Source organism: Streptomyces sp. CB01635 (assembly GCF_002803065.1).
Classification (GTDB): domain Bacteria; phylum Actinomycetota; class Actinomycetes; order Streptomycetales; family Streptomycetaceae; genus Streptomyces.
This window is the reverse complement of sequence record NZ_NNBL01000004.1, coordinates 424,305-437,689: the sequence shown is the minus strand read 5'-3', so window position 1 is coordinate 437,689 and position 13,385 is coordinate 424,305. Positions and strand designations below refer to the sequence as shown.

The following is a 13,385-nucleotide window of genomic DNA, read 5'->3' as shown; positions in this document are numbered from 1 at the left end:
GGGCTCGGTCACGGCGGGAGCCTCGGCCTGCTCGGGGGTACCGGCGGGGGCGGAGACGCGGCGCGTGGCGCGGCGACGGGTGCGCCCGGCGGGCGCGGCCTCCGGCTCGGGGGCGGTCTCTTCTGCGGCGACAGCGGGCGCGGCGGCGGCAGCGGGCTCGGCCTCGGCGCTCTCGGCTGCGTCGGAAGTCTTGGGTGCGCCGGAGGGCGCGGAGGCGCGGCGCGTGGCGCGCCGGCGCGGGCGCCCGGCGGGTGCGGCGTCCTGCGCGGGGGCCTCGGCGGCCGCGCTTGCCTCGGTCTCTTCGGCCTCGTCGGCGACGGGGTCGGCGGCGGCCGTCACGGCCTGGGTGGTGTCAGCGGCGGCACCCGTGGGCGGGCCCGCGGGTCGCGAGGCCGCACGGCGCCGGCGGCGCGGCGGCAGGGTGTCGCTGGGGCTGTTGTTGTCGGTTCCACCGGACGACGACGTCTCAGTGGGTTCGGTCGGCTCAAGCATGCGGGTGGATCTCCCGTCAGGCTCCCGGGCGCCGCGCCTGGTCCGGTGACGTCCGCGGCTCGCGCGTTCATGCGCGGTGCCGCCGTCCGGGGCGCGGGCGCCGCACGGGAGCTCTCTGTCTGTTCTCGCCGGTTCCGTACGCCATGTGTGCGTACGGCCTGGCGAAAGTCCTTGGGTTCGTGCGCTGCCCGACCCAGGTGGCTCCCGAGTACGAGGGCGGCGCTTGACGACCGTCCTTACGCGGAACCTGGCACCGGCGCCGTCGCGGCGGCAGCTGCGGCGCTCCCCCCGCTTGCGGGAGGTGCGGCCTCGACTGCCTCGCGGTCGGGCGCGAGCGGGTCGGTCACCGTGCCGGTCTCTTCATCGAAAAGCCCCTGCGCCAGCCTGGTCACCGCTGCGGGGACCGGCGGCGCCAGGTCGGCCACAGCTCGGAGACCGGACAGGACGTCGTCGGGTCGAACGGCAGGCGTCACGTGCCGAACAACCAGGCGCAGTATCGCACAGGCCTTGTCGGTCGGCCTATCAGCCCGGTCTTCGTGCGCCTGCGGGGCCTCGACGGCCTCGAGGCTCACGACGGCGGCGCGGGCGTCGAACGTCCGCATCCCGTTCTTGGTCCTTCGCTGGACCTCGACGGCCTCCGCCGCGACGAACGCGTCCGCGGCGGCCTTGGCCTCAGCGGCCTCGACGCCGTCGAGCCGCAGCTCCCAGACGGATGCGGTGAGCCGGTCGGCGAGGCCCGAGGTGCGGGACTCGACGGCCTCGATGATGTCGAGCCCGGTGGGGAGCGACTCGTCGAGAAGCTCGCGCAGCTTTTCCGGATCGCGCGCTTCGGTGAGCGCGATCTCCAGATACTCGGCTTCGCTGCCCGTGCCGGTGGGTGCGGCATTGGCGTACGACACCTTCGGGTGCGGCGTGAACCCCGCCGAGTACGCCATGGGCACCTCGGCGCGGCGCAGCGCACGCTCGAAGGCGCGCTGGAAGTCACGGTGGCTGGTGAACCGGAGGCGGCCGCGCTTGGTGTAGCGCAGTCGGATGCGCTGCACCGCGGGTGCGGGCGGCGGGCCTTCGGGCTGTCGCTTGCCCAGTGTTCTAGTCCTTCGTGAGTGCGGTCGTACTGCTACCTAGAGTACGTGCCTGAGGCGCGCCAGGTTCCCGCCGGTCCTTGACCAGCGCTTGAGGCTCCGCCCGTTTCGCTCCGAAGAGCGCCCTGCGGACGTCGGCCCTTGCCTGGCGCACGCTCTCCCGCGCCGCCGCGAGGGCCTGGCGCGCGGCGGCTCCCGCGTCCTTGACCGCCCGGGCCGCGGGCCGCCATACGGAGTCCCGTACGAGGTGCCCCAGCGGGGTGCACACAGTGCGGTACGCCCAGCGCACCGGGTCGACGAAGATCCACCGCAGGAGCCGGCCGAGGAGCCGGCCGACGGCCCGGGAGACGTGTCCGGCGACACGCCACGCGTGCCCGAGCGCGTCACAGGTCTCCCGTACGAGGACGACGACGGCGCGCCCGACGGGCACGAGAACCCAGCGCCGGAGAGCGACGGCGGGCACGACGAAGATCCACCGTACGAGGGTGACGACGACGGCCCAGATCCCGCGCCCGAGCCACGCGAGCCCGGACCACACGCCCCGGCCGAGCCATGCGAGTCCCGCGCCGAGCGCTCGGCCGGCGAGGGCGAGACTGGCCCCAACCAGCTTGAACAGAAGAGCAGTTGCGCGTCCTACGGGTGCGAGCGCGTGGGCGTGGAGCCAGACCCAGGGCCACACGAAGAGGGCCTTGGAGAGCCAGATGACGGCGGCCGCCGTGCCGCGCCCGAATGGGGCCAGGGCGTGTGCGTAGAACCACACCGCGGGGACGACGACGAGGGCGCGCAGCAGGGCGGTGACTCCTGCTCCCAGGGCGCGGCCCACCACCGCCAGGCCCCGCGCCAGCCAGGCGATCCCGCGCCCCACCCCGACAACCCCGGACCGGACGACAGAGGCGAGACGTCCAATCCCCCGGCCCACGAAAGCGAGGCCCGCCCAAAAACCCCGCCCCAGCCACGCGATCCCGTGCCCGGCCGGTGTCATCACGCTCCGGTACCACCAGGCGACCGAGGCGACGACTCCCTTCCACCACACCCACAGGGCGACGGCCCGCACCCCGCGCCCGACCGGCGCGAGGACATAGCGCCACAGAGCAATCCACGGCCACACGAAGAGCGCCCCGCCGAGCCACCTCAACGCGACAGCGACCGCCCGGCCGACCGGAGCCAGCACGTACCCCCACAACGCCACCCACGGCCACACGAACAGCGCCCCGCCGAGCCACGTCAGGGCGGCGCCCACCTCCCGTGCCACCGGGGCGAGTACGCGTCGCCACAGCCACTCCCACGGGACCACGAACAACGCGCGGGCCAGTGGGACGAGGCCGCGACGCCAGACAACACGACCGCCGGCGGCGACCGCGTCCCAAGCCAGGCGGATCGGTACGACGAGGACCAGGACGACGATGCGCACCGGGATGCGGATCGCGGCCACGAGGCAGCCCTCGGGCGGGCGTTCGGCGGTCGCGTGCTCCGCGGGCGTCGGGTGCTTTTCCCAGTCCATGCCTTCACAGACGCCGGAGCGCGGCATACGGATCCACGTCATGGGAACTTCACGCACACCTCTGGCCCCGGCCACTTCTATCTCGTATTCATAACGGGTCTGGGCCAAACAGGCCGCTTGCAGAAGGACGTTGGAGGACACCGCCGATGAGCACGAGCTCGCCGCACCCCGAGGACAGACCCGAACTCTCCCGCCGCACCCTCATCGGCGGCGCCGCGGCCGCCGGTGTGCTGGCCGCGCTGCCGCTGAGCCTGCGCACCGCGCTCGCCGCGCCGGGCAGGCCCGGCAAGCTGGAGGACATCCAGCACGTCGTGGTGTTCATGCAGGAGAACCGGTCGTTCGACCACTACTTCGGCACGATGCAGGGGATACGGGGGTTCGGTGACCGCGCCGCCGTGCGCGGGATCAACGGCAAGCCCGTGTTCCACCAGCCCGACCCGTCGCGCGCGGAGGGCTGGCTCGCGCCGTTCGCGATGAACGCCGCGCACACCAGCGCGTACCAGCAGGGCGCCGCCGCCTTCGGGTTCGGCGACTCGATGAACGCCCGCAACGACGGCATAGCCGACGGCTACGTCACCCGACGCGGCAGCGGCTGGCTCGGCCAGGGCTACTACGAGCCCGCCGACATGCCCTTCTACAACGCGCTCGCCTCGGTCTTCACCATCTGCGACCACTACTACTGCTCGACCGAGACCAGCACCAACCCCAACCGCGAGCACCTGATGACCGGCACCAGCGGCGGCACGGTGCGCGACATCGCCGTCATCGACAACCAGGAGCCCGGCTTCGAGTGGACGACGTACGCGGAGCGGCTGGAGGCGGCGGGGATCTCCTGGAAGACGTACCAGGCGCAGGAGAACTTCGACGACAACGCGCTCGCCTGGTTCAACACCTTCCGTGCCGCCAAGCCCGGTGAGGCGCTGTACGAGAAGGGCATGAGGAAGGTCGGCAACCCGGCGCAGACGAACGACCCGTGGGCGATGGGTGACGCGCTGGTCGCCGCGTTCGCGGAGGACGTGAAGAACGACACGCTGCCGCAGGTCTCCTGGCTCGTCGCGCCGGCCGCGCTGTCCGAGCACGCCAGCTACGCGCCGCCGCACGGGGAGGATCTGACGGCGCGTCTGCTGTCCGCGCTCGCCGACAGCCCCGAGGTCTTCGCCAAGACCGCGTTCATCCTGAACTACGACGAGCACGGCGGCTTCTACGACCATCTGGTCGCGCCCGTGCCGCCGGTCGCCGAGGGCCGCGGCCGGTCGACCGTGACGCCCGACGGCGAGGTCGTGGTGCGGGTCAACAAGGGCAGCTCGTCCTTCTACCGGCCCGTCAACCAGCAGGGCCAGTACCGCGTGAAGGGTGCCGACGGGTCGCTGACCTGGTCCGACACGCTGCCCGCCGGTGAGACGAAGGCGGCGGGGCCCTTCCCGCTCGGGCTCGGCATGCGCGTACCGATGATCGTCGTGTCGCCGTGGACGCGCGGCGGCGCCGTGGCATCGACGGTGTGTGACCACACGTCCGTCATCCAGTTCCTGGAGAAGCGCTTCGGGGTGCACGAGCCCAACATCAGCCCCTGGCGCCGCGAGGTCACCGGTGACCTCACCGACGTCTTCGACTTCTCCGGCAAGAACCCGTCGTGGCCCACGCTGCCCGACACCAGCGGCAACCGCCAGAAGGTCACCGACACCGGCAAGCTGCCCGCGCCCACCGTGCCCAGACCGCAGCTCCTGCCCGAGCAGCAGCGCGGCAGCCGCACCGCCCGCCCCACACCGTACGACCTGCGGGTCACGCCCCGCGTGCGCGGCGGCAAGGTCACCCTCGACCTGGCCAACCACGGCCGTCAGGGCGCCGTCCTCGCGGTGTACCCCGAGCCCGGCATCGCGCCCAAGCACTACACGCTGAGCCCCAAGTCGAAGCTGTCCGACGTGTGGAGCCCCGGCGACAACGGCTACGACCTGCGCGTCCACGGGCCGAACGGCGCCCTGTGGCAGCTGCGCGGCGACGCGGCGGGCTCGTACGAGGCGCACCTGGACCTCGCCGACGACGGCCGCGACGCCGACGTCGAGCTCACCAACCACGCCCGCACCACCCGCACGTTCCTCGTCGGTGACCTGGCCTACGGCGGCGGCACCCGCGAGTTCCGCGTCGGCGCGGGCGCGCACCGCACCGTCCGGATCCGCGTGCCGCGCGAGGGCTGGTACGACGTGGCCGTCACCGTCCGCGACGAGCCCGGCTTCCTGCGCCGGTACGCGGGCCGGGTCCCCGGCAAGTTCGAAGGCGTCACCGACCCCGCGATGGGCCTGCCCGACGCGCTCGGCGTCACGGTGTCCCTGGAGGCGGCGTCGACCACGATCGACGAGGCGATCCTGGTCCCCGGCAAGGCCGCCCGCGTGCGCGCACGGTTCGACGCGACGACCGCCGTGTCCGCGATCGAGGCGCACCCGGTGGTGCCCAAGGGCTGGGCGGTGAAGGCGGTTTCGGCGCCGCCCGCCTCGCTCGCGGCGGGCGCGTCGGCGACCGCCGAGTGGGAGGTGCAGGTCCCGGAGGCGCTGTCGGGCACGGCCGCGTACCGGCTGCTTGTGACGGCGCGGGGCCGGTCCGGCGAGCGGTTCGTCCTGGCCGACGGCGAGGTCTCGGCGCGTACCGCCCCGTCCATGGCGGGCCATCTGCTCGGCGAGGACTTCGAGTCGGTGGCGGATGCGCTGGAGCCGGTCTCGGGCGTCGTCGGCTGGACGGCGAAGGCCCCGAAGGACTGGTCCGTGGTGAACGCGGCCGGTATGCCGCGGGGCACCGCCCGCCTCCAGGGCTGGACGTTCCACACCAAGCGGGCCTGGTCACCCGGGGGTCAGGACCGGGGCAGCTTCGGCCGTGCGCTCGGCGTCGTCGCGGTCGCCGACCCGGACGACTGGGACGACACGGGATCGCCGTCGACGAAGGGCACGTTCGACTCGACGCTGGTCTCCCCCGCGGTCCCGGTCCCGTCCGGTACGCCGAAGCTGTACGTCGCCTTCGACTCGCACTACCGCCAGGAGGCCCCGCAGAAGGCGGCGGTGACGGCGGTCTTCGACACGGGCGAGGAGACGCGTCTCCTCTACTACAGCGCCGACGCGACGGGCAACGACAACGCGGGCCACGACGCCGAGAACACCTTCGTGACGAAGGAACTCGCGGTGCCCGCGGGCGCGAAGTCGGTCACCCTGAAGTTCCGCATGTACGACGCGGGCAACAACTGGTTCTGGGCGGTCGACCACGTCCGCGTGGACGACAAGCCGATCACGGCGTGACATGAGTGAGGGGCCGGGACGCCGCCATCGGCGTCCCGGCCCCTCAACTCCCGCTGTTCGAAAGCTACTTGACCACGGTCAGCGGCAGCAGCTTCTTGCCCGTCGGGCCGACCTGGATGTGCGTGTCCATCTGCGGGCACACGCCACAGTCGAAGCACGGAGTCCAGCGGCAGTCCTCGACCTCGGTCTCGTCGAGCGAGTCCTGCCAGTCCTCCCAGAGCCAGTCCTTGTCGAGGCCCGAGTCCAGGTGGTCCCAGGGCAGGACCTCCTCGTACGTGCGCTCACGCGTCGTGTACCAGTCGACGTCCACGCCGAACTCGGGCAGCGTCTTCTCGGCGCAGGCCATCCAGCGGTCGTAGCTGAAGTGCTCGCGCCAGCCGTCGAAGCGGCCGCCGTCCTCGTAGACCGCGCGGATGACGGAGCCGATGCGGCGGTCACCGCGGGAGAGCAGGCCCTCGACGATGCCGGGCTTGCCGTCGTGGTAGCGGAAGCCGATGGAACGGCCGTACTTCTTGTCACCGCGGATCTTGTCGCGGAGCTTCTCCAGGCGGGCGTCCGTCTCGGTGGACGACAGCTGTGGGGCCCACTGGAACGGCGTGTGCGGCTTGGGCACGAACCCGCCGATGGAGACCGTGCAGCGGATGTCGTTGCCCGCGACCTCACGGCCCTTGGCGATGACGTTCGCCGCCATCTCCGCGATCTGCAGGACGTCCTCGTCGGTCTCGGTGGGCAGGCCGACCATGAAGTACAGCTTCACCTGGCGCCAGCCGTTGCCGTACGCCGTCGCGACGGTCCGGATGAGGTCCTCTTCCGAGACCATCTTGTTGATGACCTTGCGCATGCGCTCGGAGCCGCCCTCGGGGGCGAAGGTCAGGCCGGAGCGGCGGCCGTTGCGCGTGAGCTCGTTCGCCAGGTCGACGTTGAACGCGTCCACGCGGGTCGACGGCAGCGACAGGCCGATCTTGTCCTCGGTGTACCGGTCGGCGAGACCTTTCGCGATGTCACCGATCTCGGAGTGGTCCGCGGAGGAGAGCGAGAGCAGGCCGACCTCCTCGAAGCCGGTCGCCTTGAGACCCTTCTCGACCATGTCGCCGATGCCGGTGATGCTTCGCTCCCGCACGGGGCGCGTGATCATGCCGGCCTGGCAGAAACGGCAGCCGCGGGTGCAGCCGCGGAAGATCTCGACGGACATCCGCTCGTGGACGGTCTCGGCGAGCGGGACGAGGGGCTGCTTCGGGTACGGCCACTCGTCGAGGTCCATGACGGTGTGCTTGCTGACGCGCCACGGCACGCCGGACCTGTTCGGCACGACGCGGCCGATGCGGCCGTCCGGCAGGTACTCGACGTCGTAGAACCCGGGGACGTAGACGCCGCCCGTCCTCGCGAGGCGGAACAGCACCTCCTCGCGGCCGCCGGGGCACCCCTCGGCCTTCCAGGCGCGGATGATCTCCGTCATGTCGAGGACGGCCTGCTCGCCGTCACCGATGACGGCGCAGTCGATGAACTCGGCGATCGGCTCGGGGTTGAAGGCCGCGTGGCCGCCCGCGAGGACGATCGGGTCGTCGATCGTGCGGTCCTTGGCCGCCAGCGGGATGCCGGCGAGATCCAGGGCCGTGAGCATGTTCGTGTAGCCGAGCTCGGTGGAGAAGGAGAGCCCGAACACGTCGAACGCCTTGAGCGGCCGGTGCGAGTCCACGGTGAACTGCGGCACCTTGTGCTCGCGCATCAGCGCTTCCATGTCCGGCCACACGCTGTAGGTGCGCTCGGCGAGGACGCCCTCGCGCTCGTTCAGCACCTCGTAGAGGATCATGACGCCCTGGTTCGGGAGCCCGACCTCGTAGGCGTCCGGGTACATCAGCGCCCAGCGGACGTCGGAGCTCTCCCACGGCTTGACGGTGGAATTGAGCTCACCGCCCACGTACTGGATCGGCTTCTGCACATGCGGGAGCAAAGCTTCGAGCTGTGGAAAAACCGACTCTGCGGCTTCGGCAGGCATACCCGGGACCTTCGTGAGCTGACAGGGATGACTGTCTAGCGTAACTCGGTCAGGAGACAGCCTTCGCCCACAGCGGCGGCAGCTCCGCCTCGGCCCGCTCGGCGAGCGCCTCCTCGCGCCCGTACAGCAGCCCGTACGTGAAGGAGCTCTCCCCCGCCGCGTGGGCCTGCGCCGCCAGGTCGCGCAGCGCCTCGCGCGCCATCACGCTGTCCTGGTGCTCGCCGAGCAGGGACTGGATCGCCTTCGCGTGCTTGCCGACGTCCTTCGCCCGGTCGCCGAGCGCGGGCGCGGCGACCTCGGCCGCGTACCGGGTGCGCTTGGCGGCCTTGCGGGCGTCGTGCAGGGCGTGGTCGCGCGCCGGGCCGGGATCCTCGGCGAGCGCCTCGTCGACACGTCCCGCGAGCCGCTTGAAGTCCTTCTTCACGGCCTTGGCCAGGGCGTTCTTCGACTGCTTCGCCCGCAGCGGGGGCGCGTCGACGAGTGCGTCGAGGACGGCCAGGAGCGCGAGGTACCGCTTGCCGTCGAGTACGGCGATCAGATGGCGGCGCGAGCCGGAGCCCCGGGCCCGCGACCAGGTCCGCAGCCGGCTGCGGACGGGGCCGGTGGACAGCTCGCGCGGCAGTTCGTCGAGGGCCGCGCTCAGCCGCTCGGTCAGGACCTCCTGGTCGCGGTCGAGACCGAGCTCACCGGCGAGCCACTTCAGCTCGTCGCCGATCGGATCCGTCACGGCCCGGTCGAGGATCTTGCCGTACGAGCGCAGCGCGCTGCGCAGCCGGCGCGTGGCTACGCGCATCTGGTGCACCGAATCGGGCAGGTCGCGCCGGACGGCGGGGTCGAGGTCGACGATCGCGTCGCGCTGAGCCCTGAGGTAGGCGAGGACGTGGTCGGCGGGGGTCTCGGGGTCGTCTGCGGGCCGGGGCGGGCGCGGGCCGATGCCGGTCTCCGTGAGGGCCCGCGCGAGCTTCGACGAGGAGGCCGAGCGGCTCGCCCCGGCCTTGCGGAGCTTCTTCTCGACCTTGCCGAGGAACGCCGGGTCGCCGCCGTCCGCCAGCTCGACCTCGATCTCGGTCCAGGAGGTGGCGCCGGCTCCGCCGGTGAGCCGCTCGGCCCGTACACCGTCGACGCTGACCTCGGCGAGGAGCGCGCCGTCGGCGCCGGTGAGATCGTGGACGTCGCGCGAGGAGCGCAGCCGCATCAGGGGTACGAGATCGGCCTCGCGCACCCGGGAGCGCACGAGGCCGGTGAGGTCGCGGGGCACGTCGTCGGAGAGCGGGGCCCGGATCTCGTCCCGTACGCCCTCGGCGAGGGAGACGGGGAGCTTGAGGTGCCAGCCCGCGTCGGCGCCACCGGTGCGGCGCCGCAGCGTGATCGCGGCGGCCGCGAGGCGCTGGTCGGCCGTGTCGTAGTAGACGGCGTCGAGGTCGACGACGCCTTTGTCGATGACGGCGAAGACCCCGGCGACACGGCTCAGATCCGGCAGCCCGAAGCCCTCGTCGGCCACAGGCGCCTCGTACTTACGCTCGATCTCGCGCTTCGTCTCCGCCATGAACCGAATTTAGTCGCGAATCCGGATTCTGGGCAGACCCAGTGGCAGACCGTCGGCAAACCGGGCTCTTCCCTACGCCGACATGGGCCTTTGGACGCGGATCGACTGGAGCAGCCCGATCGCCACCCAGACGGCGAACATGGACGATCCTCCGTACGACACGAACGGCAGGGGCAGGCCCGCCACCGGCATGATGCCGAGCGTCATGCCGACGTTCTCGAAGGTCTGGAAGGCGAACCAGGCGATGATTCCGGCGGCGACGATCGTGCCGTAGAGCTCGGTCGTCTCGCGGGCGATGCGGCAGGCGCGCCACAGGATGACGCCGAGCAGGAGCAGGATCAGCCCGGCTCCGGCGAAGCCGAGTTCCTCGCCGGCGACGGTGAAGACGAAGTCGGTCTGTTGCTCGGGGACGAACTGGCCGGTGGTCTGGGAGCCGTGGAAGAGGCCGGTGCCGGTGAGGCCGCCCGAGCCGATCGCGATGCGGGCCTGGTTGGTGTTGTAGCCGACGCCGGCCGGGTCGAGCGCCGGGTTGGCGAACGCGGCGAAGCGGTTGATCTGGTACTCGTCGAGGATGTGCAGCCGCCAGACGGAGATCGCGCCCAGCACACCCGCGCCGAGCAGGCCGAACACCCAGCGGTTGGAGGCGCCGGAGGCGAGCAGCACACCGAGCACGATGATGGCCGCGACCATGATCGTGCCGAGGTCGGGCATGAGCAGCACGACGAGCATCGGGACGGCAGCGAGGCCCAGCGCCTGCACTACCGTGCGGTGGTCGGGGTACTGCTTGTCGCCCGCGTCGACCCGTGAGGCCAGCAGCATCGCCATGCCCAGGATGATCGTGATCTTGGCGAACTCGGCGGGCTGGAGCGACACTCCGCCCGCGGACAGCCAGTTGCGCTGTCCGTTGATCGTGTCGCCGAGCGGGGTCAGCACCAGCAGCATCAGGAAGACCGAGGCGCCGTAGAGGATCGGCACGGCCGTGCGCAGGGTGCGGTGGCCGAGCCAGATCGTGCCGATCATCAGGGCCAAGCCGATGCCGGTGTTCATGAGGTGCCGGAACAGGAAGAAGTACGGGTCGCCCTGGTTGATCACGGTGCGGTTGCGGGTCGCCGAGTAGACGAGCGCCGAGCCGATGAGGGACAGGGCGAGCGACGACAGGAGGATCGGCCAGTCGAGGCGGCGCAGCACCGAGTCCCTGGCCATGAGCCGGGCGAGGGTGGAGCGCTCGGGGCCGTACCCGGAGACGGAGAAGCCGTTGGTGCCAGCCATGGTGCGTCAGTCCCGCCTTCCGGTGACCGGGGTGCCGATGACCGCCGCCAGTTCCTGCTCGGGGGACGGGCTCGGCTCGGCGGGCTTGTAGGGCTTGATGGTCGGTGCGTCGATCGAGCCGTCCCGCTGGATTTTCGGCAGGTTCTTCTCCGGCTCGGGCAGCAGGGCCTTCTTCTTGTCGATCGTGCCGTCGGCGGCGACGCCGTACAGCGCGTTGTAGATCTTGCGGACGGCCTCACCGGAGGCTCCGGAGCCCGTACCGGCCTGGGAGATCGTCATGATGACCGAGTAGTCCTTGGAGTACGTGGCCAGCCATGACGTGGTCTGCTTGCCGTAGACCTCGGCGGTGCCGGTCTTGGCGTGCAGCGGGATCTTGTCCTGGGGCCAGCCGCCGAACTTCCAGGCGGCGGTACCGCGGGTGACGACGCCGGCGAGGGCGTCGTCCATGCCCTTGTGGGTCGCCTTGGTGATCGGGAGCTTGGCCTTGACCTTGGGCTTGATCTCCCTGACCGTCTTGCCGTCGGCGCTGATGATCGCCTTGCCGATGGTCGGGACGTACTCGGTGCCGCCGTTGGCGAGGGCCCCGTAGATCATGGCCTCCTGAATCGGCGTGAGGAGGGTGTCGCCCTGGCCGATGGAGTAGTTGATCGAGTCGCCCTCGCGCATCTTGTTGCCCTCGAGGCAGTTCTCGTAGGCGATCTTCTCGACGTAGGTGCCGTCCTTCTTGCCGGTCTTGCACCAGCTGTCCTTGTTGGCCTTCCAGAAGGCCTTCTTCCACTGGCGGTCGGGGACGCGGCCCGTGACCTCGTTGGGAAGGTCGATGCCGGTGGTCTTGCCGAGGCCGAACTGGTGGGCGGCCTTGTAGAAGTAGTCCTTGGGGGTCCCCTTCGGGTTGATGCCGCCGTCCTTCTTCCACTCCCGGTCGGCGAGGCCGTAGAAGACGGTGTCGCAGGAGACTTCCAGCGCGCGGCCGAGAGAGATGGGGCCGAAGTTCTCCCCCTCGAAGTTCTTGAAAACCTGGCCGCCGACCGAGTAGGAGCTGGTGCAGGGGTAGTCGCCGTCCCACTTGTAGCCGGCTTCGGCTGCGGCGGCCGTGGAGATCACCTTGAACGTCGAACCGGGCGCGGACTGACCCTGAATGGCCCTGTTGAGCAGCGGGTAGTCGGAGCCCTTGCCGGTGAGCTGCTTGTAGTCCTTGGCGGAGATGCCACCGATCCAGACGTTCGGGTCGTACGACGGTGCGGACGCCATGGAGACGATCCGGCCGGTCTTGGCCTCCATGACGACGACCGCGCCGGAGTCGGCCTTGTAGTTCTCGCCGGTGATCTTGTCGAACTGCTGGCGGGCCGTCTTCATCGCCTCGTTGAGCTCGCGCTCGGCGACGCCCTGCACGCGGGCGTCGATCGAGGTGACGACGTTGGCGCCGGGCTCGGCCTCGTCGCTCTTGGCGCGCCCGATGACGCGGCCGAGGTTGTCGACCTCGTAGCGGGTGACGCCGGCCTTGCCGCGCAGCTCCTTGTCGTAGGTGCGCTCGAGGCCGGAGCGGCCGACCTGGTCGGAGCGCAGGTACGGCGACGAGGTGTCCTTGGCCTTCTCGATCTCGGCGTCGGTGACGGGCGAGAGATAGCCGAGGACCTGCGCGGTGTTGGAGCCGCCCGGCCCCGCGTAGCGGCGTACGGCCTCGGGCTCGGCGGTGATGCCGGGGAAGTCCTCGGAGCGCTCGCGGATCTGGAGGGCCTGCTTGGGCGTGGCCTCGTCCGTGATCGGGATGGGCTGGTAGGGCGAGCCGTTCCAGCAGGGCTGCGGCGTCTTGGCGTCGCAGAGACGGACCTTCTCCGTGACGTCCTTGGACTTCATCCCCAGCACGTCGGCGAGCTTGGCCAGTACGGCCTTGCCGTCGTCGGGCATCTTCATCAGGTCCGTGCGGGACGCGGAGACGACCAGGCGGGTCTCGTTGTCGGCGATCGGCACACCGCGGGCGTCCAGGATCGAGCCGCGCACGGCGGGGCTGACGACCTGCTGGACGTGGTTGCCGGAGGCCTCCTTGGCGTACTCGGCGCCGTTGCGGATCTGGAGGTACCAGAGGCGGCCGCCGAGGGTGAGCAGGAGGGACAGGACCAGGATCTGGAGGATGACGAGCCGGATCTGGACGCGTGGGGTCCGCCCGGTCTCGGGAATGTTGGTCATGCTGCCTCCCCCTCTCAGTGCGTGTACGTGGTGA

7 protein-coding genes and 1 pseudogene are annotated in these 13,385 nt (G+C 71.0%); 1 reads left to right on the top strand and 7 read right to left on the bottom strand.

Translation table 11 applies throughout. The annotated features are described in order from the left end of the window. The 3 genes and pseudogenes from CG723_RS47565 to CG723_RS16900 all read right to left on the bottom strand — a co-directional run. A pseudogene (locus tag CG723_RS47565) lies at positions 1-492 on the bottom strand (Rne/Rng family ribonuclease); the annotation flags it as partial. Between the two features lie 236 nt (positions 493-728). Then, the gene (locus tag CG723_RS16905) at positions 729-1,535 is read right to left on the bottom strand and encodes a TIGR03936 family radical SAM-associated protein (RefSeq protein WP_100594221.1); all 807 of its coding nucleotides are present in this window, start codon (positions 1,533-1,535) and stop codon (positions 729-731) included. Positions 1,536-1,581: 46 nt separating this feature from the next. Then, on the bottom strand, positions 1,582-3,117 hold the full coding sequence (locus CG723_RS16900; RefSeq protein ID WP_234374343.1) for a hypothetical protein: 1,536 nt from the start codon (positions 3,115-3,117) through the stop codon (positions 1,582-1,584). Positions 3,118-3,221: 104 nt separating this feature from the next. On the opposite strand from CG723_RS16900, the gene CG723_RS16895 reads away from it, so the two are divergent. After that, positions 3,222-6,353, top strand: coding sequence for a phosphocholine-specific phospholipase C (locus tag CG723_RS16895; protein WP_100594220.1), 3,132 nt, complete (start codon positions 3,222-3,224; stop codon positions 6,351-6,353). Between the two features lie 64 nt (positions 6,354-6,417). On the opposite strand, the gene CG723_RS16890 is transcribed toward CG723_RS16895, so the two are convergent. The 4 genes from CG723_RS16890 to mrdA form a co-directional block, all read right to left on the bottom strand. Continuing rightward, the gene (locus CG723_RS16890) at positions 6,418-8,349 is read right to left on the bottom strand and encodes a TIGR03960 family B12-binding radical SAM protein (RefSeq protein ID WP_100594219.1); all 1,932 of its coding nucleotides are present in this window, start codon (positions 8,347-8,349) and stop codon (positions 6,418-6,420) included. A 49-nt stretch (positions 8,350-8,398) separates the two neighbouring features. After that, entirely contained in the window at positions 8,399-9,895 is a 1,497-nt protein-coding gene (locus CG723_RS16885) for a CYTH and CHAD domain-containing protein (RefSeq protein ID WP_100594218.1), read from the bottom strand. A 72-nt stretch (positions 9,896-9,967) separates the two neighbouring features. Next, on the bottom strand, positions 9,968-11,164 hold the full coding sequence (gene rodA, locus CG723_RS16880; RefSeq protein ID WP_100594217.1) for a rod shape-determining protein RodA: 1,197 nt from the start codon (positions 11,162-11,164) through the stop codon (positions 9,968-9,970). 6 nt (positions 11,165-11,170) lie between these two features. Beyond that, complete coding sequence (gene mrdA / locus CG723_RS16875) at positions 11,171-13,351, bottom strand: penicillin-binding protein 2 (protein ID WP_100594216.1); 2,181 nt, start codon at positions 13,349-13,351, stop codon at positions 11,171-11,173. Between the last annotated feature and the right edge of the window lie 34 nt (positions 13,352-13,385).

Bases quoted from the DNA above. Each gene is read 5' to 3' on its own strand.
- CG723_RS16885 (WP_100594218.1), bottom strand. From the start codon at position 9,895: ATGGCGGAGACGAAGCGCGAGATCGAGCGTAAGTACGAGGCGCCTGTG.
- rodA (WP_100594217.1), bottom strand. From the start codon at position 11,164: ATGGCTGGCACCAACGGCTTCTCCGTCTCCGGGTACGGCCCCGAGCGC.
- CG723_RS16900 (WP_234374343.1), bottom strand. From the start codon at position 3,117: ATGACGTGGATCCGTATGCCGCGCTCCGGCGTCTGTGAAGGCATGGAC.
- CG723_RS16895 (WP_100594220.1), top strand. From the start codon at position 3,222: ATGAGCACGAGCTCGCCGCACCCCGAGGACAGACCCGAACTCTCCCGC.
- mrdA (WP_100594216.1), bottom strand. From the start codon at position 13,351: ATGACCAACATTCCCGAGACCGGGCGGACCCCACGCGTCCAGATCCGG.
- CG723_RS16890 (WP_100594219.1), bottom strand. From the start codon at position 8,349: ATGCCTGCCGAAGCCGCAGAGTCGGTTTTTCCACAGCTCGAAGCTTTG.